At 73.5% G+C, this 19,607-nt stretch carries 21 protein-coding genes; 16 read left to right on the top strand and 5 right to left on the bottom strand.

From position 1 onward, the window contains the following. Positions 1-9: 9 nt before the first annotated feature. From OOK41_RS31030 to OOK41_RS31000, 7 genes are all read left to right on the top strand, one after another. The gene (locus OOK41_RS31030) at positions 10-837 is read left to right on the top strand and encodes an ABC transporter permease (RefSeq protein ID WP_117668593.1); all 828 of its coding nucleotides are present in this window, start codon (positions 10-12) and stop codon (positions 835-837) included. A gap of 45 nt (positions 838-882) precedes the next feature. Continuing rightward, positions 883-1,629, top strand: a complete 747-nt coding sequence (locus OOK41_RS31025; RefSeq protein ID WP_117668594.1) for an ABC transporter ATP-binding protein — start codon at positions 883-885, stop codon at positions 1,627-1,629. 41 nt (positions 1,630-1,670) lie between these two features. Further along, the gene (locus OOK41_RS31020) at positions 1,671-3,635 is read left to right on the top strand and encodes a DUF5941 domain-containing protein (RefSeq protein ID WP_266268054.1); all 1,965 of its coding nucleotides are present in this window, start codon (positions 1,671-1,673) and stop codon (positions 3,633-3,635) included. Between the two features lie 16 nt (positions 3,636-3,651). Beyond that, on the top strand, positions 3,652-5,847 hold the full coding sequence (locus OOK41_RS31015) for a bifunctional glycosyltransferase family 2 protein/CDP-glycerol:glycerophosphate glycerophosphotransferase (RefSeq protein WP_266267632.1): 2,196 nt from the start codon (positions 3,652-3,654) through the stop codon (positions 5,845-5,847). A gap of 123 nt (positions 5,848-5,970) precedes the next feature. Beyond that, a complete protein-coding gene (locus tag OOK41_RS31010) occupies positions 5,971-7,278 on the top strand; it encodes an ABC transporter ATP-binding protein (protein ID WP_266267631.1) in 1,308 nt (435 codons plus the stop codon). 89 nt (positions 7,279-7,367) lie between these two features. Next, complete coding sequence (locus OOK41_RS31005; RefSeq protein WP_266267630.1) at positions 7,368-8,426, top strand: hypothetical protein; 1,059 nt, start codon at positions 7,368-7,370, stop codon at positions 8,424-8,426. Between the two features lie 683 nt (positions 8,427-9,109). Further along, positions 9,110-9,286, top strand: coding sequence for a hypothetical protein (locus OOK41_RS31000; protein ID WP_266267629.1), 177 nt, complete (start codon positions 9,110-9,112; stop codon positions 9,284-9,286). A gap of 19 nt (positions 9,287-9,305) precedes the next feature. Here OOK41_RS31000 and OOK41_RS30995 read toward each other — a convergent pair whose 3' ends face one another. Next, positions 9,306-9,641 carry a hypothetical protein gene (locus OOK41_RS30995; RefSeq protein WP_266267628.1) on the bottom strand — a complete coding sequence of 112 codons (336 nt, stop codon included), beginning with the start codon at positions 9,639-9,641 and terminating at the stop codon, positions 9,306-9,308. A gap of 211 nt (positions 9,642-9,852) precedes the next feature. Between OOK41_RS30995 and OOK41_RS30990 the strand changes: the two genes are divergently transcribed. The 5 genes from OOK41_RS30990 to OOK41_RS30970 all read left to right on the top strand — a co-directional run bounded on the left by OOK41_RS30990 (position 9,853) and on the right by OOK41_RS30970 (position 14,599). Further along, the gene (locus tag OOK41_RS30990) at positions 9,853-10,653 is read left to right on the top strand and encodes a helix-turn-helix transcriptional regulator (protein ID WP_266267627.1); all 801 of its coding nucleotides are present in this window, start codon (positions 9,853-9,855) and stop codon (positions 10,651-10,653) included. Beyond that, entirely contained in the window at positions 10,644-10,832 is a 189-nt protein-coding gene (locus OOK41_RS30985; protein WP_266267626.1) for a DUF397 domain-containing protein, read from the top strand. The genes OOK41_RS30990 and OOK41_RS30985 overlap by 10 nt, the downstream gene beginning before the upstream one ends. 99 nt (positions 10,833-10,931) lie before the next feature. Beyond that, complete coding sequence (locus OOK41_RS30980; protein WP_117668616.1) at positions 10,932-11,399, top strand: DUF4442 domain-containing protein; 468 nt, start codon at positions 10,932-10,934, stop codon at positions 11,397-11,399. Positions 11,400-11,477: 78 nt separating this feature from the next. Beyond that, positions 11,478-12,230 (top strand): beta-phosphoglucomutase family hydrolase, encoded by a 753-nt coding sequence (locus tag OOK41_RS30975; protein WP_117668617.1) that lies wholly within the window; start codon positions 11,478-11,480, stop codon positions 12,228-12,230. Then, positions 12,227-14,599 carry a glycoside hydrolase family 65 protein gene (locus OOK41_RS30970; protein ID WP_266267625.1) on the top strand — a complete coding sequence of 791 codons (2,373 nt, stop codon included), beginning with the start codon at positions 12,227-12,229 and terminating at the stop codon, positions 14,597-14,599. Before OOK41_RS30975 ends, OOK41_RS30970 begins: the two co-directional genes overlap by 4 nt. Before the next feature lie 55 nt (positions 14,600-14,654). Here the strand turns inward: OOK41_RS30970 and OOK41_RS30965 are convergent, their stop codons facing one another. The 3 genes from OOK41_RS30965 to OOK41_RS30955 all read right to left on the bottom strand — a co-directional run bounded on the left by OOK41_RS30965 (position 14,655) and on the right by OOK41_RS30955 (position 15,656). After that, positions 14,655-14,837, bottom strand: a complete 183-nt coding sequence (locus OOK41_RS30965; RefSeq protein WP_117668619.1) for a hypothetical protein — start codon at positions 14,835-14,837, stop codon at positions 14,655-14,657. Between the two features lie 109 nt (positions 14,838-14,946). Continuing rightward, on the bottom strand, positions 14,947-15,294 hold the full coding sequence (gene trxA / locus OOK41_RS30960; protein WP_323136250.1) for a thioredoxin: 348 nt from the start codon (positions 15,292-15,294) through the stop codon (positions 14,947-14,949). Further along, positions 15,264-15,656: a MerR family transcriptional regulator gene (locus tag OOK41_RS30955; protein WP_266267624.1), complete on the bottom strand. Its 393-nt coding sequence runs from the start codon at positions 15,654-15,656 to the stop codon at positions 15,264-15,266. Before OOK41_RS30955 ends, trxA begins: the two co-directional genes overlap by 31 nt. A gap of 127 nt (positions 15,657-15,783) precedes the next feature. Between OOK41_RS30955 and OOK41_RS30950 the strand changes: the two genes are divergently transcribed. The 4 genes from OOK41_RS30950 (at position 15,784) to OOK41_RS30935 (ending at position 18,554) form a co-directional block, all read left to right on the top strand. Next, complete coding sequence (locus OOK41_RS30950; RefSeq protein WP_266267623.1) at positions 15,784-16,464, top strand: dienelactone hydrolase family protein; 681 nt, start codon at positions 15,784-15,786, stop codon at positions 16,462-16,464. A gap of 194 nt (positions 16,465-16,658) precedes the next feature. Further along, on the top strand, positions 16,659-16,844 hold the full coding sequence (locus OOK41_RS30945; RefSeq protein WP_266267622.1) for an antitoxin: 186 nt from the start codon (positions 16,659-16,661) through the stop codon (positions 16,842-16,844). Positions 16,845-17,086: 242 nt separating this feature from the next. Beyond that, positions 17,087-18,289, top strand: coding sequence for a cytochrome P450 (locus OOK41_RS30940; RefSeq protein ID WP_266267621.1), 1,203 nt, complete (start codon positions 17,087-17,089; stop codon positions 18,287-18,289). Positions 18,290-18,305: 16 nt separating this feature from the next. Then, positions 18,306-18,554 carry a ferredoxin gene (locus OOK41_RS30935; protein ID WP_117668624.1) on the top strand — a complete coding sequence of 83 codons (249 nt, stop codon included), beginning with the start codon at positions 18,306-18,308 and terminating at the stop codon, positions 18,552-18,554. Between the two features lie 124 nt (positions 18,555-18,678). On the opposite strand, the gene OOK41_RS30930 is transcribed toward OOK41_RS30935, so the two are convergent. Then, positions 18,679-19,347 (bottom strand): C39 family peptidase, encoded by a 669-nt coding sequence (locus OOK41_RS30930; RefSeq protein ID WP_117668625.1) that lies wholly within the window; start codon positions 19,345-19,347, stop codon positions 18,679-18,681. Positions 19,348-19,607 lie beyond the last annotated feature (260 nt).

Raw genomic sequence — 19,607 nt, 5'->3', positions numbered from 1 at the left:
GGAGGCGGGGTGACGTCTGGCGTCGGGGCGCTGTGGGCGCACCGCAACTCGCTGCGCATCCTCGTCCGGCGCGACCTGGCGGTGAAGTACCAGCAGTCGGTGCTGGGCTACTTCTGGTCGCTGATCGAGCCGCTCGGCATGGGGGCGATCTACTGGTTCGTCTTCGGGGTGCTCTACTCCGGCGCCACCAGCCGGCACCTCGGGCAGGCCGCCGCGTCGTACCCGCTGTTCCTGATCACCGGCATCTTCGCCTGGATGTGGACCAGTTCGGCGCTGAGCGAGGCGACCAACGCGCTGACCGGGCAGGCCCGGCTGATCACCACGATGAACGTGCCGCGTCAGGTCTTCCCGATCGGCCGGATCACCGGCCGGTTCGCCGAGTACGCCGCCGGACTGCCGATCCTGGTCGCCATCGCCGCCGGCTACGCGGCGCGCGGCGAGGTGCACCCCGGCTGGTCGGTGCTCGCCCTGCCGCTCGCCGTCGCCGTACAGGCGGTGCTGCTGGTCGGGCTGGCGCTGCTGCTGTCGGCGCTCAACGTGCTGATGCGCGACATCGAGCGGTTCATGCGGCTGGTGATCCGGCTGCTGTTCTACGCCACCCCGATCATCTACCCGCTCAGCCTGGTCCGGGAGTCCACCATGCCCGGCTGGGTGAAGGCGGCGTACGAGCTGAATCCGCTGGTCGGCATCTTCCAGCTACACCACGCGGTCTGGTACCCGGACCAGTTTCCCGACGCCCGGCTGCTGGCCACCACGATCGTGGTGAGCCTGCTGGTGCTGGTGGCCGGCTGGTGGGCGTTCCGCCGGCTCGAACCCGCCGTGCTCAAGGAGCTGTGATGACGGCGATCGAGGAGCGGTGATGACGGCGCTCAGGGAGCGGTGATGACGGAGCCGATCATCGAGGCGGACGGCCTCGGCATCCGGTTCGTCCGCAACCGGCGGCGGCAGCTCCGGCTGCGGGAGTTCTTCATCCGTCCGGGCGGCCGGTCCGCCGACGCCGGCCGGTTCTGGCCGCTGCGGGACGTGTCGTTCTCCGTCGCGGCCGGCGAGACCGTCGGGGTGGTCGGCCGCAACGGCACCGGCAAGAGCACCCTGCTGCGGCTGATCGCCGGGGTGCTGATCCCCGACGAGGGGCGGATCGGGGTCCGTGGCGACGTGGCGCCGCTGCTGGAGCTGTCCGCCGGCTTCTCCAACGACCTGACCGGGCGGGAGAACCTGTACCTCGTCGGCGGCCTGCACGGGCTGTCGTCGGGCTACCTGCGCGAACACTTCGACGAGATCGTCTCCTTCGCCGGTGAGCAGGTGGAACGGGCCATCGACACGGCGGTCCGGCACTACTCCTCGGGGATGAAGGTGCGGCTCGGATTCGCCATCATCTCGCACCTGCCGCACCCGATCCTGCTCATGGACGAGGTGACCGCGGTCGGGGACGCGGAGTTCCGCCAGAAGTGCTATGCGACGATCGACCGATTGCTGGGGGAGGGACGCACACTGGTGCTGGTGTCACACAACGAAAAGGATCTGACCCGGTTCTGCCGTCGGGGGCTGTACCTCGACGCCGGGCGGCTGACCGTCGACGGGACGATCGCCGAGGCGCTGCACGCGTACCACACCGCGGTTGCGCGGTGACGCTCGCGATCGTGCTCGCCGCCGGTTCCCCGGCCGCGGGCCTGCCGACCCGCGCCGGGGCGACGCTCGCCGACCGGCTGGCCGACCAGTGGCGCCGGGCCGGGGCGAGCCAGGTGCGGCACGCCGCCGACCTGGCCGAGCTGGCCGCCCTCGTCGACGCCGCGACCGGGCCGGTGATCGTCAGCGGGGCGGACCTGGTGGCGCACACCGCCGTACTGCGGCACCTGGCCACCAGTCCGGTCGGGCCGACGGTGGCCCTGGTGCTCACCGACCCGCCGGCCCCCGGCCGGGCCGTGGTGCGCGAGGAACGCGGTCAGGTGGTCGACGCCGGCCTGGACGGGCAGCTCGACGGCGGGGCGACCGGGGTGTTCGGCGGGGCGCTGCGGGTGGGGGCGGACGACCTGCCGGCGCTGGCCGCCGCCGCCCGGGCCGTCGTGGCGGGCGGGTCGCCGGCCGGCGCGGTCCCCGGGCCCGGCCCGGCCGGGCCCGCGGTGGACCGGCTGTTCGCCGGCCTCGCCGCGCTCGGCACGCTGACCTTCGCCCACCGGGTACGCCTGCTCGTCGCCCACCGGGTCGCCGACCCGGCCGGGCTGGCCGCCGCCGAGGCGGCCCTCGGCGCGGTCGACGAGGACCGGGCGGAGCTGCGGCTGTCGGTGAAGGAGAAGGACGACTTCTTCACCACGTTCTTCGTCAGCACCTGGTCCCCGTACGTGACGAAGGCGTGCGCCCGGCTGCGGCTGACCCCGACCGGGGTCACCGTGATCTCCGTGCTCTTCGCGGTGGCCGCCGCCGTGCTGTTCGGCGTCGGCGGCCGGCCGGCGCTGGTCACCGGCGCGGTGCTGCTCTACCTGGGCTTCATGCTGGACTGCGTGGACGGGCAGCTCGCCCGCTACACCCGGCACTTCAGCGCCTGGGGCGGCTGGCTGGACACCATGGCCGACCGGGCCAAGGAGTACGTGGTCTACGCCGGCCTCGGCTACGGCGCGACGGCCGCCGGTCACCGGTACGGCTGGGCGCTGGCCATCGCCGCGATCACGTTGCAGACCGTCCGGCACATGACCGACACCTGGTACGGGGTGCTGCACGACGAGGCGGCCCGCCGGCCGAAGACCGTCGGCGCGGGCGGCGGCGGGATCGGCGACAAGCTGAACGCCGCGTCGACCCGGGTGCAGGCCGACACGGGGTCGCTGTCGTACTGGCTGAAGCGGACGGTGGTGTTCCCGATCGGGGAGCGCTGGGCGCTGATCGCGCTGGCCGTCGCGCTGTTCGACCCGCTGGTCGCCCTAGTCGCGGTGCTGGCCTGGGGGGTGCTGGCGTTCGCGTACACGGGTGCCCTGCGTACCCTGCGGGCCCGCTGGATGTGGGTGCCGGTGCTGGACACGGTCGACGCCACCCTGCACCGCGACGACGGCCCGCTCGCGGCCCGGTTCCCGGCGCTGCGCCCGATGGGTCCGCTGACGCTGGCGGTGATCGGCGCCCTCGGCCCGGCGGCGCTGCTGGTGGCGGCCCTGTTCCGGGCGGCTGGGGACACCGACCCGGCCGGCCTGCGTTGGGCGGTGCCGGCGGCCCTGCTGGTGCTGCTGGTCGCCGGCCTGGGGGCCGGGGCGGCGCACAACGGCCCGCTGGACTGGCTGGTCCCGGCCGCGCTGCGGGCCGGCGAGTACCTGTTCGCCGTCGCGGTCGGCGTGGTCGCCGGGGTGCCGGCGTGGCTGGTCTTCGGGTACGTCTTCGTGCTCACCCTGCACCACTACGACCTCACCGCCCGGCTGGAGAAGCGGCAGGCGGCCCCGCCGCTGCACCCGTGGACGCTGGGCTGGGAGGGGCGCTCGGTGCTGCTGGCCGTCGCGGCGATCGCCGGATTCGCGACTGTTGTGATGGCTACACTCGGTGCGTACCTGTTCGTGGTTTTCGTCGGGAGCGTGGTCCTGGCCTGGGTCGTCCTGCCCGCCCGCGCCCGGCGGGCCTCGGGGGTCCCGGCGGGTGGAGGTGTCCGCCAGCCGGGCTGACGTGGGGGGCCGGCCGATGGCGCTGATCAGCTTCGTCGTACCGGCCTACCGGGTGCAGGCGTACCTGGGCGAGTGCCTCGACTCGATCCTCGGCCAGCCGTTCGACGACGTCGAGGTGATCGGCGTCGACGACCACTCGCCGGACGGCTGCGGCGACATCCTGGCCGACTACGCGGCCCGGGACCACCGGGTCCGCGCCGTCCGGCTGGCCGAGAACGTCGGCCTCGGTCCGGCCCGCAACGCCGGGCTGGACCTGGCCGGCGGCGAGTACGTCTGGTTCCTCGACGGCGACGACTGGCTGGCTCCGGACTGCCTGGCCGAGGTGGCCGCCCGGCTCCGGGACACCCGGCCGGACGTGCTGCTCGTCGACCACGTCCGGGTGGGCTGGGACGACCGCGCCACCCGCAGCGCGCTGGCCGACGTCTTCCCCGAGCCGCCCGGACCGGCCACCTTCCGGCTGCGCGAGCGGCCGGAGACGCTGCGGCTGCTGCACACCGCGTGGAACAGGCTGGTCCGCCGGGACTTCCTGGTCGACCTCGGGCTGCGCTTCGAGCCCGGCTGGTACGAGGACGTCCCGTTCAGCTACCCCGTGCTGATGGCCGCCGAGCGGATCGGGGTGCTGGACCTGGTCTGCGTCAACTACCGGCAGCGCCGGGCCGGGGCGATCACCCGGACCCGGGGGGACCGGCACTTCGAGGTGTTCGCCCAGTGGCACCGGGTGTTCCGGCTGATGGACCGGTGGGCGCCGGCCGTCGACGACCTGCGCCCGGCGGTCTTCGAGCGGATGATCTGGCACTACCTGACCGTGCTCGGCAACGGCGAGCGGATCGCTCCCGAACTGCGGCCCGCCTTCTTCGCCCAGATCACCGCCGACCACGCCCGCTTCCGACCGCCCGGGGGCCACCCGGTGCCGGCGGGGGTGGCGGGGCTCAAGCACCGGCTGGCCGCCGCCGGCCGGTGGCGGACGTTCAGCGCCCTGCGGGCCGCCAACCAGGCCCGGGAGGTCGCCGGACGGCAGGTGCGCCGGGCGGGGCCGGTGGCCCGCCGGGCCGCGCGGCTGGGCCGCGACGCGCTGCTGTACGAGTACTACCGGGCCGAGCTGACCCGGCCGCTCGACCCGACGCTGGCCGTCTACGCGGCGTACTGGTACCGCGGGTACGCCTGCAACCCGGCGGCGATCTACGAGACGGCCCGCCGGCTGGCCCCGCAGGTGCGCGGGGTGTGGGTCGTCCGGCGGGACCGGGTCGGCTCCCTCCCGCCCGGGGTGGAGTTCGTGGTGGCCGGCAGCCGCGAGTACCACCGGGCGCTGGCCCGGGCCACCTGGCTGGTCAACAACGTGAACTTTCCCGACTTCGTGCGCAAGCGGCCGGGCTCGGTGCACGTGCAGACCCACCACGGCACCCCGGTCAAGGTGATGGGGCTGGACCAGCAGCGCTATCCGGTCGGCGCGGTCGGGATGGACTTCGCGAACCTGCTGCGCCGGGTGGACCGGTGGGACTACAGCGTCTCCGCGAACAGCTTCTCCACCCAGATGTGGGAGCGGGCGTACCCGGCCGCGTACACCACCCTGGAGGTCGGGTACCCGCGCAACGACCGGCTGGCCACCGCCACCCCTGGCGAGGTGCGCGAGGTGCGCGCCCGGCTCGGCCTCGCCCCCGGCGACCGGGTGGTGCTCTACGCCCCGACCCACCGCGAGCACCTGCCCGGGTACCGCCCACCGTTCGACCCGGACCTGCTGCTCGACGCGCTCGGCCCGGCCGGGCGGCTGCTGATCCGCAGCCACTACTTCCACGACCGGGACCGGCGGCCGTGGCCGGTCGGGCCGGTGCTCGGCCCGGCCGGCGCCCGGGTACGGGACGTCAGCGACCACGACTCGGTCGAGGACCTTTATCTCGCCGCCGACGTGCTGGTCACCGACTACTCGTCGGCGATGTTCGACTACGCCGTGCTGGACCGGCCGATCGTCGTGTACGCGCCGGACTGGGCGGCGTACCGGCTGGCCCGGGGCGTCTACCTGGACCTGCTCGCCGAGCCGCCCGGTGCCGTGACCACCAGTTTCCCCGGGCTGCTCGACCTGTTCCGCTCCGGGGCGGTCGACGCCCCCGCCGCGACGGCGGCCCGGCGGCGGTTCCGGACCCGGTTCTGCGCCCTGGACGACGGCCACGCCGCCGAGCGGGTCGTCCGCCGGGTATTCCTCGGCGAACGGGGCTGAACCTGCCGGTTCCTCGTAATACGGCTGTCACGAGCCGAACATGGCACGTTTACCCGATGCGCGGATCCGATGATCCTGGTCACATTCATTCGGGGTTCGGCCGACGAGCTGGGGGAGGAGACGGTGACAACCGTCGCGCTCAAGGATGTGACCAAGGTATTTCCGGACGGAACAATCGCCGTCGACAAGATCAACCTCGACGTCAACGACGGTGAATTCATGGTCCTGCTCGGCCCGTCCGGCTGCGGGAAGTCCACCGTGCTGCGGATGGTGGCCGGGCTTGAGGACCCCAGCTCCGGAGCGGTCCTGCTCGACGGGGAACTGGCCAACGACCTGCCGCCCCGGGACCGGAAGATCGCCATGGTCTTCCAGGACTTCGCCCTCTACCCGCACATGACGGTGGGGGACAACATCGCCTTCCCGCTGCGGCTGGCCGGGGTCGAGCCGTCGCCGCGCGGCGAGCGGGTCGCCGACGTGGCCAGCGCGCTGGGCATCGGCGACGTGCTGGGCCGCAAGCCCAGCCAGCTCTCCGGCGGGCAGCGCCAGCGGGTGGCGATGGGCCGGGCCATCGTTCGCCGGCCGGGGCTCTTCCTGATGGACGAGCCGCTGTCGAACCTGGACAGCGGGCTGCGGGCGGAGCTGCGGGCGGAGATCTCCGGCCTGACCCGTGAGCTGGGCGTCAGCACCATCTACGTCACCCACGACCAGGCCGAGGCGCTGACCATGGCCGACCGGGTGGCCATCATGCGCAAGGGCGTGCTCCAGGACGTCGGCACCCCCACCCAGGTGTACGGCCGCCCGGCCACCCTCTACGTGGCCGCGTTCCTCGGCAGCCCCCGGATGAACCTGCTGGAGGCGTCGGTCTACGTCCACCTCGACCGGTACGTCGCGCTGAACATCGGCGAGCAGGCGCTCTACCTGCCCTGGACCGACATCCGCAGCCGGGCCGTCGCGCACTACCACGGCGAGCGGATCGTCGTCGGGATGCGGGCCGAGGCGCTCACCCCCGTCGGCCCGGACACCCCGGGCGACGTGCTCCGGGGCCGGATCCGCTACCTGGAGCACCACGGCCACGAGTCGCTGGCCTTCCTCGACATCGGCGCCACCGCCATCGTGGTGGACGAGATGGGCAGCCAGGCCGAGAGCACCGACGGCGGCCAGCGTGGCCGGCGCCGGTTCGGGCAGGTCATGCAGCGGCTCACCGGCCGGGGCGGCGAGGCGGAGCCCGCCCCCGACGAGACCGTCCGGGGCAACCGGACCAGCGTACTCAGCGACCCGGGCCGGCACCACCGCCGCCCGGCCGAGCTGGCGGTGCGGCTCGCGCCCTACCCGGCGGTCTCCGCAGGCCACCCGCTGTCCATCTCGGTGCGGATGGACGCGCTGCACTTCTTCGACGAGCGTGGCGACCGGATCGACGTGGGCTGGCGCTGAACCGGCGGGCGGGGTGGCGGCGGGTCGCCCCGTGCCCTACGGTCAGCGGACCTCGTCCACAGAGCACGGTGTGAGAAAGGGGTCAGCCCGTGTCGGGTGACCGTCCCAGCCCGCTCGTCATCGAGCGCATCCTGCGCGACCGGCAGGGCATCTGGCAGCAGATCGTGACCGACCGGGATCTCACCGGCCTCACCGTGCGGATGCTGGCCAGTTCCGGCATCGCCCTGGCCTGCTACGGCGCGGTGCTCGGCGCGTTCCACAGCGTGCTGATGGCGCTGACCTCGGCGGTCAAGCTGCCGCTGCTGTTCCTGGTCACCCTCGCCATCTGCCTGCCCACGCTCTACCTGTTCAACCTGGTCTTCGGGGCCCGGCTGTCGGTGCGGCAGTCGCTGGCGCTGGTGATGGTGGCGATCACCGTCACCTCGATGCTGGCCGTGGCGTTCGCGCCGATCAGCCTATTCTTCCTGATCACAGCGCCCGACTACGGCTTCTTCAAGCTGCTCAACGTCGCCATCCTGACGCTGAGCGCGGTGGTCGGGCTGCGCTTCCTGACCGGCGGCATGCAGGTGCTCAACGCCCACGGCCTGCTCGCCCCGGCCACGGCCCCCGCCCCGGCTGCCGCGCCGGCCCTCGCGCCGGCCGCCGCGCCCGCCCCGGTTGCGCCCGTTCCGGCTGCCGTGCCGGTCCCGGTCGGCGCCAACGGGGCAGCCGCCGAGGCCGCCGCCCAGCCTGCTCCCGCCGTCGAGCCCGCTCCCGCAGTTCAGCCCGCGCCCGCCGCGCCTGTCCCGGCACCGGCGGCGCCCGTCCTGCTGGCCGCCGCCCCCGCGCCCGGTCACCCCGCGCCCGGTCACCCCGCGCCCGGTCACCCCGTGCCCGGCCACCCCGGGCCGGGGCTGCTCCCCGCCGGATACCCGCCGGCGCAGTACCGCCACTGGCCCGAGCCGGCGCCCCGCCGGCCGGCTGCCGAGCGCCCGGCCAGCATGACCCTGCTGTACGTGTGGATCCTGCTGTTCGGCTTCGTCGGCACCCAGCTCGCCTGGACGCTGCGCCCGTTCTTCGGCAGCCCGGGCGAGGGGTTCGCGCTGTTCCGCAGCATCGAGGGCAACTTCTACGCCGAGATCATCCGCACCATCGGCAACCTCTTCTAGCGCCCCGTCATGCAGCCTTGAAGGGGTAATCCGGGTGCCGGATCTTGGATTCGGTGGCGAATCCGGTGGTCAGTTCGCGGTGCGCCAGGCTGGTTGGCGGTGCGTTAGGCGGCTGGCCTTCCACGTCTTGGTGGCCTGCCACGACATCCCACGTTCGTGCGGGACACAGGCGACCAGCAGGAGAGCGGCCGGCCGGGTCCTCGGTCTCCTTCGACAGCGCCACGGTCGCCCGCCGCAGCGCTTTACTGGATCCTTCTACCCACCGGCCACCACCCCCACAGCCTCATGCCCGGGGAGACAGCCTGCCTGACACGTCCTTGGCACCCACGGCGGTGGCGTGATTCGGGCGGGAGCGCTTCGGTCAGGGAGTCTGGGGGTTCCTGGTGTGGGCGCCGCTGCACAGCAGGTGTGCCTTCCGGGTGCCTATGGAGCTGAGTCGAATACGACATCAGCCACGCCCGCCGCCATCGGCGACCGCAAGCGGCGACCGCAAGCGACGCGACCCGCAGCGCCAGCAACCCGACGGGGCGGTGGGTAACCGCGAACGGTGGTGGCCCGACCGACGGTGATGACGTGAACGACTCAGCTCCATAGGCACCGCCCCCCACGTCATCGACCGCCGCCCACAGTCCCGCCTGGGTCACCGTTCCCCGTCGGTCGGGGACCGTACCCACGACCAGGCAATGGCCTTGCCCCGCGTCACCCTCCAGCCAGGCCACGGCATCGCGTGCGCCCAGGTCAGACACACCTCACCGGTCACCGCCATCGTTGACGGCGGGGGCAGCGGCTGCGGGTTGCCGGGGACCGCCGGCGACGCCCCGATCCCGTTGACTGAGCTGCGCGGCGAGCTGGGCCTGTGACAACCCCGACCCCGTCGACCTACGGCGGGTCGACGGCCGGCCGGCGGTACGGCCCCCAGGCCACGAACCGGGCGAACAGTTCGCCCGGGGCGGGTCCGCCGTCGGGATTGAGTCGGTACAGGTCCCGGACCGCCTCGTAGTACATCCCGCTCAGGTAGATCGACAGGCCGACCGGGTTGTCCGCGTAGTCCGCCTTGAGCAGCAGGCGGGCCGGCGGGCACGGCCAGGGCCGCCCGCAGGCGCGGCAGCACCACATGGGGCGCAGCGGCGTGTGCGGCTTGGCGTGCGCCGGGTGCGCCCGGGGGCGGTCCGCCTCCGGCCCGTCGCCGGGCTGTGGGAGCTGGTGGCTGATCACGCGGGCCTCCTTGGTCGGTGGGAGGGGGCCCGCCCCGCCAGGGGGAGTGGAGGGGCGGGCCCGGGCGGTCGCGCCGCGTTCCCGGGGGTGGAAGCGGCAGCGGCTCCGCTGCGTGACAGTGTGCTGATTGCGGGACTACTGTCGGAAGCCGTACCGCCCCCACCAGCCCAGCCGTCCGACTCGGCCGACGCGCGTGTGCAGAGGTGTGCAGATGAACCGGATGCCCATGTTGGAACTGTTCGCCGGAGAGCTGCGCCGCCTGCGGTCCGGCGCGGGCCTGCCGCAGGAGGCCCTCGGTGAGCGGGTGAACTACTCGGCGTCGCTGGTGGCGGCGGTCGAGCAGTGTCGCCGCCCGCCCCGGGAGGAGTTCACCCAGCGCTGCGACGAGGCGCTGCGGGCCGACGGGCTGCTGGTCCGCATCCGGGAGACGCTGGTGCGGGAGAGCCTGATGCCGTGGTTCCGCGAGTGGGTGACGATCGAGCAGGAGGCGACCGCGCTGCGCAGCTTCGAGCCGCTGGTCGTGCCTGGCCTGCTCCAGACCGAGGCGTACGCCCGCGCGCTCTACGAGGGCGCGGCCCAGTTCGTCGGCGAGGCGCTTGAGGAGCAGGTCGTCGCCAGGCTGGCCCGGCAGGCGGTGCTCGACCGGCCCGCGCCGCCGCAGCTCGTCGCGGTGCTCGACTACACCGTGCTGGAGCGCCCGGTCGGCGGCCCCGACGTGATGCGGGAGCAGTTGCGGCACCTGGTCGAGGTGGGCCGCCGGCCCCGGGTGCACCTGCACCTGGTGCCGCGCGGCATCGGCGCGTACCCGGGGCTCAACGGCGCGTTCGTGCTCGCCACCCCGCCCGACAGCGACGACGTCGGCTACCTCGACAACCAGTTGCAGGGCACCATCGTGGAGCGCACGGTGGACGTACACTCGCTGCGGCAGGTGTGGGAGTCCGTGCGGGCGGAGGCGCTGCCGCACGGGGCCACGCTCACGGCGATCTCGGAGGCGGCAGAGGCATGGACCTGACTGGCGCGGTCTGGCGCAAGAGCACCCGCAGCAGCGGCAATGGCGGCAACTGCGTAGAGGTGGCCGACAACCTCCCGGGGGCGGTCGGGGTGCGGGACAGCAAGGATCGGCGGGGGCCGGTGCTGGTGTTCGCCCCGGCGGACTGGGCGGCGTTCGTGGCCCACGCGAAGCAGCGCTGAGGGCGGCCCGTCCCGCCCGTGCCGTCGCTGGGGATGACCTCGGCGTTCGTTCGGCTGCCGGTCTTGCACCCGCAAGTTACTCGGGAGTAGCGTTCGGGCATGAGCATCGACTCTCGCCAGGTGGCGGCCGGCATGCTGGAGGCCGTGCCCTTCGCCCGTACGCTCGGCGTCGAATTCGTCGAGGTGGCCCCCGAGGCGGAGGGCGGGGTGCGGGCCGTGGTCCGGCTGCCCGACTCGCCGGCCACCCACAACCACGTCGGCGGCCCGCACGCCGGGGCGATGTTCACCCTCGGTGAGACCGCCTCCGGCGCGGCGGTGCTGGCCGCGTTCGGGCAGCTCCTCGACCGGGCCGTCCCGCTGGCGGTGCGGGCGGAGATCGCGTACCGGAAGCTGGCGACGGGGTCGGTGCTGGCCACCGCCCGGCTCGGCCGGCCGGCCTCCGAGGTGATCGCCGAGCTGGACGCCGGCCGTCGGCCGGAGTTCCCCGTCGAGGTCGAGATCAGCACCGAGGACGGCACACCGACCTCGACGATGACCGTGGTCTGGACGTTGCGCCCGAACCGCTGAGCGCGCCGCCGCCCCGGTCCCCGCGCGTCGCGGGGTGAATCCGGTTTGCCGGCTCCGGCCGGTGGATAGATTCGTACCGTGCTGGGCCTGCCTGCTCGTGTGACTGCCTGTCTCTTCGATCTGGACGGTGTGCTGACGCAGACCGCCCGGGTGCACAACGCGGCCTGGACGCAGACGTTCGACGCGTTCCTCCGGCGGCACGCGGCGGCCACCGGTGAGCCGTACCGGCCGTTCGACCCGGGGCCCGACTACAACCGGTACGTCGACGGGAAGCCCCGGGCCGACGGGGTGCGCTCCTTCCTGGCCTCCCGGGGGATCACCCTGCCCGAGGGCTCGCCCGACGACCCGCCGGAGGCGGACACCGTCAACGGGATGGGTAACCGGAAGAATGTCGTCCTGCGGGAGCGGATCCGCACCGACGGGGTCGAGACCTATCCGGGTTCGGTGACGTACCTGAAGGCGGCGGCCGACGCCGGCCTGCGCCGCGCGGTCGTCTCGGCAAGCGCCAACTGCCGGGACGTGGTCGCCGCCGCCGGGCTGGAACCGCTGCTGGAGGCCCGGGTGGACGGGGTGGTCGCCCGCGAGCAGGGGCTGCGCGGCAAGCCGCACCCGGACAGCTTCCTCGCCGGGGCGAAGCTGCTCGGGGTGGAGCCGGCGCAGGCGGCCGTCTTCGAGGACGCGTTGGCCGGCGTCGCCGCCGGCCGGGCCGGCGGGTTCGGCTACGTGATCGGCGTGGACCGGGTGGGGCAGGCCGACGAGTTGCGCGCGCACGGGGCGGACGTCGTGGTGACGGACCTCGCCGACCTGATCGACAGGGGGACACCCGCATGATCCGCGAACGCGCCTATCCGGTGGAGCCCTGGCACATCCGGGAGACCCGCCTCGACCTGGACGTGCTGGCCCAGTCCGAGTCGGTCTTCGCGCTCTCCAACGGGCACATCGGGCTGCGCGGCAACCTGGACGAGGGCGAGCCGCACGGCCTGCCCGGCACCTACCTGAACTCCTTCTACGAGCTGCGCCCGCTGCCGTACGCCGAGGCGGGCTTCGGCTTTCCCGAGTCCGGCCAGACCATCGTCAACGTCACCAACGGCAAGCTGATCCGGCTGCTCGTCGACGACGAGCCGCTCGACGTGCGGTACGGCGAACTGATCTCCCACGAGCGGGTCCTCGACCTGCGGACCGGGACCCTGCACCGGGAGTTGCACTGGCGTTCCCCGGCCGGCCGGGAGGTCAGGGTCCGCAGCACCCGGCTGGTGTCGTTCACCCAGCGGTCGGTCGCCGCGATCCACTACGAGGTGGAGGCGGTCGGCGGGCCGCTGCGGCTGATCCTCCAGTCCGAACTGGTGGCCAACGAGAACCTGCCGGCGCAGAGCCGCGACCCCCGGGTGGCGGCGGTGCTGGAGTCGCCGTTGCAGGCCGAGGAGGAGCTGACCACCCACGACGGCGGCCTGCTGATCCACCGGACCAAGGTCAGCGGGCTGCGGGTGGCCGCCGCCATGGACCACGACGTGCGCGCCCCCGAGCACACCACCGTCGCGACCGAGGGGTACGAGGACTGGGTGCGTACCACCATCGGGTGCGTGCTCAAGCCCGGCGAGACGCTGCGGGTGGTCAAGTACCTGGCGTACGGCTGGTCCAGCCGGCGGTCGCTGCCGGCGCTGCGCGACCAGGTCGGCGCGGCGCTGACCGCCGCCCGCCTGGACGGCTGGGACGGGCTGCGCCGGGAGCAGCGGGAGTACCTCGACGAGTTCTGGGACGCCGCCGACGTCCGGGTGGAGGGTGACCCGGAGGTGCAGCAGGCCGTCCGGTTTGGGCTTTTCCACGTGCTCCAGGCCGGCGCCCGGGCCGAGCGCCGGCCGATCTCCGCGAAGGGCCTGACCGGCCCCGGGTACGACGGGCACGTGTTCTGGGACACCGAGATGTTCGTGCTGCCGGTGCTGACCTACACCCAGCCCAGCGCGGTGCGGAACGCCCTGTACTGGCGGCACTCCACGCTCGGACAGGCACGCGACCGGGCCCGGACGCTGAACCTCGCCGGCGCGGCCTTCCCGTGGCGCACCATCGAGGGCCCGGAGTCGTCGGCGTACTGGCCGGCCGGCACGGCGGCGTTCCACATCGCCGCCGACGTCGCCGAAGCGCTGCGCCGGTACGTGCTGGTCACCGGCGACGAGGGGCTGGAGCGGGAGATCGGCCTGGAGTTGCTGGTCGAGACGGCCCGGCTGTGGCGCTCGCTCGGGCACCACGACCGCGACGGCCGGTTCCACATCGACGGGGTGACCGGCCCGGACGAGTACACCGCCGTGAAGAACGACAACATCTACACCAACCTGATGGCGCAGCGGAACCTGCTCACCGCCGCCGAGTGCGCGATGCGCTTCCGGGACCAGGCCATCGACCTCGGGGTGACCGAGGAGGAGGCGGCGGCCTGGCGGGACGCGGCGAACGCGATGTGCCTCCCGTACGACGCCGGGGTCGACGTGCACGAGCAGGTGGAGGGGTTCACCCGGCTCCAGGAGTGGGACTTCGAGCACACCCCGGCCGAGAAGTACCCGCTGCTGCTGCACTACCCGTACTTCGACCTGTACCGCAAGCAGGTGGTCAAGCAGGCCGACCTGGTGCTCGCCATGCACTGGCGGGGGGACGCGTTCAGCGACGAGGAGAAGCGGCGCAACTTCCTCTACTACGAGCGGCGGACGGTGCGGGACTCGTCCCTGTCGGCGTGCACCCAGGCGGTGATGGCGGCCGAGGTCGGCTACCTGGAGCTGGCACACCGGTACCTGCGCGAGGCCGCGCTGATGGACCTGCACGACCTGAACGAGAACACCCGCGACGGGGTGCACATGGCGTCCCTCGCCGGGGCGTGGATCGCCCTGGTCGCCGGGTTCGGCGGGCTGCGCGACCACGACGGGCTGCTGACGTTCGCGCCCCGGCTGCCGAGCCGGCTGGGCCGGCTGGAGTTCTCGTTGCAGTGGCGGGGCATGCGGCTGCGGGTCGACGTCCGGCCGCACCAGACCACGTACGCGCTGCGGCACAACTGCACCGACGAGGTGGTGGAGCTGCGGCACCACGGCGAGAAGGTGCGGGTCACCTGCGCCGAGCCGGTCACCGTGCCGGTGCCGCCGTTCGACCCGCCCGGCCCCGAGCCGGAGCAGCCGCCCGGCCGGGCGCCCCTGCTGCACCTGCCGGAAGACGTCAGCTAGCCGCCGGCGGCCGGTCCCCGGTCGGGCGGGCGGCGCGCCCACCCGACCGGGAGGCTCAGAACTGTCGCCCGTTGGAGGGCCGGCCGGCCGCGTCGCGCGGGGAGACCGTCCGGGGGTCGTCGGCGGTGCGGGCCTGCGCCGCCTCGTCCGCCCAGTCCCGGCCGCGTTCGGCGTCCCGTTCCCGCCGTTCGTCCCGCTCGGCGGCCTGCTGCTGGGACCTGTTCTGCTGTCGGGCCATGACGATCCTCGCGATCCGTCGGGGCGCGGCTGCGCCGGTGCTGCGGTCACCCCGGGCCTTCCCGGCCGGCCCGGGCGCAAACGACGCCGACGGAGCGACGGGCTGCCGGTCAGGGCTCCAGGTGACGGGCGAAGCTCAGCCGCAGGTGGTTCTTCGGCCGGGCCCCGACGATCGAGCCGACCACCTCGCCGCCGCGGAACATCAGCAGGGTCGGCATCGACATCACCCCGTACGCCCGGGCGGTGGCCGGGTTCTCGTCCGTGTCGACGGTGACCACCCGCAGCCGCTCCCCGAACTCCCCGGCCAACTCGGCGAGGCTCCGCGAGACCGCCAGGCAGGGCGGGCACCACTCGGCCCAGAAGTCGACCACCACCGGCCGGTCGGCGGCCAGCACCGTCTCGGCGAACGTGGCGTCGGTGACGGCGGTCAGCGGGGGACGTCCCGTTTCCTGAAGCATGTTTCCTCCCGGTGCGCGATGGCCTGGGTGAGTTGGTCGTGCAACTGCCGCCGCACCGCGCCCAGCCGGTCGAGGTAGGCGTCCACCTCGGCGAGCTTGCGGCGCAGCACGGCCACCGAGTCCGGGCAGACGTCGCCGGAGGAGTGGCCGGCCCGCAGGCAGGCCACGAACGGCCGGATGTCGTCCAGGCCGAACCCCACGGCCAGCAGGGCCCGGATCTCGTGCACCACCCGCAGCTCCGCCTCGTCGTAGACCCGGTAGCCATTGGCCGAGCGTCGGGGCCGGACCAGCCCCTGCGTCTCGTAGTACCGCAGGGTCCGGGTGCTCGTACCGGCACGTTCCGCCAGTTCGCCGATCCGCATCCGAACCTCCTCCGCCGGCCCGCCCTGCCCGCCACGCTAGACCTTGTCGCCGGTGTCAAGGCAACGGCGAATTCCGGCCGCCGGGGCGGGTAGTCAGGCGGGACGAGGAACAGGAAGGGGTGCCCAGATGGCGGCTCGTGAGGTCGGTACGACGACCAGGGGCGGCGAGGTCACGATCCCGGTGGGGGACGCCGGACTGCCGGCCGACGTGCTGGTGCCGGCCGGGGCGACCGGGGTGGTCCTCTTCGCGCACGGCAGCGGCAGCTCGCGGCACAGCCCCCGGAACACGGCCGTCGCCGGGGTGCTGCGCGAACGGGCGCTCGGCACGGTGCTGGTCGACCTGCTCACCCCGGAGGAGGACCGGGTCGACGCCCGGACGGCCGAACTGCGCTTCGACATCGGGCTGCTCGCCGACCGCCTGGCCGCGATCGTGGACTGGATGGCCGGCGATCCAGCCCTGAGCCGGCTGCCGGTGGGCCTGTTCGGGGCGAGCACCGGGGCCGCCGCCGCACTGGTGGCCGCGGCGGCCCGGCCCGAGCGGGTCCGGGCGGTGGTGTCCCGGGGCGGCCGGCCCGACCTGGCCGGCCCCGCCCTGTCCCGGGTGCAGGCCCCGACACTGCTGCTGGTGGGCGGCCTGGACGCGGAGGTGATCGGGCTGAACGAGGAGGCGGCGGCCGACCTCGGCGAGGTGGCCGAGCTGCGGGTGGTGCCCGGCGCGACCCACCTGTTCGAGGAGCCGGGCACCCTGGAGCGGGTCGCCGACGCGGCGGCGGACTGGTTCGCCGGGCATCTGCGTGCCGGGGCCTGACTCAGACGGTGGTCGGCTTTCGGCGACGTCCCTACCCGTCCGGCGACTCTCCGACACCCCACCGCCGCGCTCGGATCACGGGGGTGTCGCCTCCGGCGGGTCGGTGCCCGTCGGGGGAGCCCCGCCGGCCCGGTGCCGGTTTGCGGCCGGCGGCCCAGGGAAGGCCCTGCCAGGACCGAGTGGAGGAGGAACGCATGCGCGACTTCATGGACAAGGCGAAGGACTTCGCCGACAAGCACGACAAGCAGGTCGACCAGGGCCTCGACAAGGCAGGCGACCAGGCCGACCAGCGCACCGGGGGCAAGTACGACAAGCAGATCGACAAGGGTGTCGACATGGCCCAGCAGCGCACCGGCGAGGGCGACACCTCGCCGCGCTGACCCGACGCCGGTCGCGGCCCGCGCGCCCGCGAACAGGGCGTGCCAGGCCCGGCCGGCGGCGGGGCTGCCCGCCGCCGGCCGGTCCGCCGCGAGCCTCTCCCGGGTACGAAATCCACCCCGGTCACTGGCCGAGGATCGACCTCTCTCGCTACCATCCGCATTCGGGGCATGACTCGCCGTGGAGTCGCGCCCGGCGGTCGGACGGCCCGACGGCGGGGCCGTGGACGAGAGGAATTCATCCGGTGACCGACACATCCGAGGCGACGACCGAGCGCTATCCGTTCAGCGACCCCGACCGGCTCAATCTCGACCCGCGTTACGCCCGGCTGCGCCGCGAGGAGCCGCTGATCCGGGTGCGGCTGCCCTATGGGGAGCCGGCGTGGCTGGCCACCCGGCATACCGACGTGCGTACGGTGCTCGGCGACGCCCGCTTCAGCCGGGCCGCGGCGGTCGGCCGGGACGAGCCGCGCAACACCCCCCGCCAGATCCAGGGCGGCATCCTGTCCATGGACCCGCCCGACCACACCCGGCTACGCCGGCTCGTCGCCCGGGCCTTCACGGCGCGCCGGGTCGAGGAGCTGCGCCCGCGCACCCGGCAGATCGCCGACGAGCTGGTCGACGGCCTGCTCGCCGCCGGTCCGCCGGCCGACCTGGTGGCCCACCTGGCCACCCCGCTGCCGATCCGGGTCATCTGCGACCTGCTCGGCGTGCCGGTCACCGACCAGGACAAGTTCCACACCTGGTCGGAGGCGATCGTCTCGACCACCTCGCTGGGCGTCGAGCAGGCCGAGCGGTACATCGACAACCTGATCGCGTACATGGGCGAGCTGATCGCGCAGCGCCGCCAGGAGCCCACGGACGACCTGATCGGCGCGATGGTCCGGGCCCGCGACGCCGACGACCGGCTCAGCGAGGAGGAGGTGGTCCAGCTCGCCGCGGGGCTGCTCGCCGCCGGCCACGAGACCACCGTCACCCAGATCCCCAACTTCGTGTACGTCCTGCTGCACCACCCCGGCGAGTGGGCCCGGCTGCGGGCCGACCGGAGCCTCGTGCCGCGCGCCGTCGAGGAGCTGATGCGGTTCGTCCCGCTCGGCGCGACCGCCGCCTTCGCCCGCTACCCCAAGGAGGACGTCGAGGTCGGCGGGGTGCTGGTCCGCGCCGGTGAGCCGGTCGTCGTGTCGATCGCGTCGGCCAACCGCGACGAGACCGTCTTCCCGGACGCCGACCGACTCGACCTGGGCCGGGAGGTCAACCCTCACCTGGGCTTCGGGCACGGCGTGCACCACTGTGTCGGGGCCCAACTCGCCCGGATGGAGCTACAGGTGGTGCTGGACACCCTGCTCGACCGGCTTCCGGGACTGCGGCTGGCGGTGCCCGAGTCGGAACTGCCCTGGAAGAGCGGCCTGCTGGTACGCGGCCTGACCGCGATGCCGGTGGCCTGGTGACGGGGCGGGGGAGCAGATGAACGCGGAGGAGGAGACGACCGGTTCCGGGTGGCGGTTGCACGTGGACCCGACCCGGTGTATCGGCTCGGGAATCTGCGCCGGGACGGCACCCGAGCACTTCACGCTGGTCGACGGGCTGTCCCGTCCGTTGGCCGAACGGGTGACGCCCGCCCAGGAGGTGATCGACGCCGCCGACTCCTGCCCGATGGAGGCGATCGTGGTCTCCGACGTGGAGAGCCGTCGGCAGATCGCCCCCGGGCCCTGACCCGACGGGTACGGCGTATCGCCGGCTGCCGGTGTGCGGCGCCGGCGGGCCGCGCCCGTCAGCCCTGGCGTACGCGGAAAGGGCCGGCCCCGGGTGGGGACCGGCCCTCGTGGGTCGTGCCGGATCAGGAGCTGTAGCCGCGGCCCGCGATCCAGTTGGCCAGCTCGGCGACGTCCATCCAGTACTCCTGGACGGCCGGGTCCGCCGGGTCGGCGATCTTCACCGTGTTGCCGTCGTCCCTGTACTCCACCACGGTCAGGTAGTGGCCCGGGTAGCTGTGCTCCCGGCCCTCGGTGTCCACCGCGCCGCCGAGGATGTTGGCCACCACCGGCTCACCCGCGTCCACCGCGGCCTGCACGTCCACCCGCAGCCGCTCGACCTGTTCCTTGGACGCGACGTCCGAGCTGATCTCGGTGGTCTTGTACCTGCCGTTGGTGTACTCGTTCAGCACCCGGGTGATGTCGATGGCCGAGTCGGTGCCGTTCTCGGTCGTGCCGAGCTTGGCGGCCAGCTCGTCCTGGCTGACGGCCTTGCCCTCGGCAGACAGGGCGATCCGGGCCGACGCCGGGCCGCAGTAGTAGAAGTTCGGCTGGGCCTGGTACTCGTAGCCGGCCCGGCGCTCGCCCTTGTCGCCCTTGCCGCTCTTGTTCGTCTTGCTGGTCTTGTCGACGTGGAGCGCGCCGGTGGGCCCGGCCGGGGCCGCGTGCGCCGCCAGCGCGGGGCCGGCGACGGCGCCACCGGTCATCACCAGACCGGCGACGGACAGCATGCTCTTGCGCAGGATCGTGTTCATGTCGAAGCTCCGTTCGGGGGGATTGCCGCCTCCGGGGTCCGGAGGCGCAAGCACCAGGAAGGGGCGCTCGGCTCGTACGAGGGGTTCAACGCCCCGCCCGGCTGCCACGATTCCGGGGCGGGGGCGAGCCCGATCACGTTGATCATGGATTAACTCGGACATACGTCGCAATCGGCGCGGATGGTCGACGCGGTGTGCGGGATGTCGGGGCATCCGGTCGGGCGGAGACCGCCGTGTGCCGTACCTGGAGTTGACATGGC

The sequence above is a fragment of the Micromonospora sp. NBC_01655 genome, assembly GCF_026339755.1.
Taxonomy (GTDB): Bacteria; Actinomycetota; Actinomycetes; order Mycobacteriales; family Micromonosporaceae; genus Micromonospora.
The sequence above is the reverse complement of the archived record's forward strand: the minus strand, read 5'-3'. Positions and strand labels throughout refer to the sequence as shown.

What these genes read in the sequence shown, in the direction of transcription:
- OOK41_RS30970 (WP_266267625.1), top strand. Translation starts at nt 12,227, where the DNA reads ATGATCCGCGAACGCGCCTATCCGGTGGAGCCCTGGCACATCCGGGAG.
- OOK41_RS30930 (WP_117668625.1), bottom strand. Translation starts at nt 19,347, where the DNA reads ATGAACACGATCCTGCGCAAGAGCATGCTGTCCGTCGCCGGTCTGGTG.
- OOK41_RS30935 (WP_117668624.1), top strand. Translation starts at nt 18,306, where the DNA reads ATGAACGCGGAGGAGGAGACGACCGGTTCCGGGTGGCGGTTGCACGTG.
- OOK41_RS31025 (WP_117668594.1), top strand. Translation starts at nt 883, where the DNA reads ATGACGGAGCCGATCATCGAGGCGGACGGCCTCGGCATCCGGTTCGTC.
- OOK41_RS30990 (WP_266267627.1), top strand. Translation starts at nt 9,853, where the DNA reads ATGAACCGGATGCCCATGTTGGAACTGTTCGCCGGAGAGCTGCGCCGC.
- OOK41_RS31000 (WP_266267629.1), top strand. Translation starts at nt 9,110, where the DNA reads ATGGCCTTGCCCCGCGTCACCCTCCAGCCAGGCCACGGCATCGCGTGC.
- OOK41_RS30955 (WP_266267624.1), bottom strand. Translation starts at nt 15,656, where the DNA reads ATGCGGATCGGCGAACTGGCGGAACGTGCCGGTACGAGCACCCGGACC.
- OOK41_RS30980 (WP_117668616.1), top strand. Translation starts at nt 10,932, where the DNA reads ATGAGCATCGACTCTCGCCAGGTGGCGGCCGGCATGCTGGAGGCCGTG.
- OOK41_RS30950 (WP_266267623.1), top strand. Translation starts at nt 15,784, where the DNA reads ATGGCGGCTCGTGAGGTCGGTACGACGACCAGGGGCGGCGAGGTCACG.
- OOK41_RS31015 (WP_266267632.1), top strand. Translation starts at nt 3,652, where the DNA reads ATGGCGCTGATCAGCTTCGTCGTACCGGCCTACCGGGTGCAGGCGTAC.
- OOK41_RS30965 (WP_117668619.1), bottom strand. Translation starts at nt 14,837, where the DNA reads ATGGCCCGACAGCAGAACAGGTCCCAGCAGCAGGCCGCCGAGCGGGAC.
- OOK41_RS30945 (WP_266267622.1), top strand. Translation starts at nt 16,659, where the DNA reads ATGCGCGACTTCATGGACAAGGCGAAGGACTTCGCCGACAAGCACGAC.
- trxA (WP_323136250.1), bottom strand. Translation starts at nt 15,294, where the DNA reads ATGCTTCAGGAAACGGGACGTCCCCCGCTGACCGCCGTCACCGACGCC.
- OOK41_RS30985 (WP_266267626.1), top strand. Translation starts at nt 10,644, where the DNA reads ATGGACCTGACTGGCGCGGTCTGGCGCAAGAGCACCCGCAGCAGCGGC.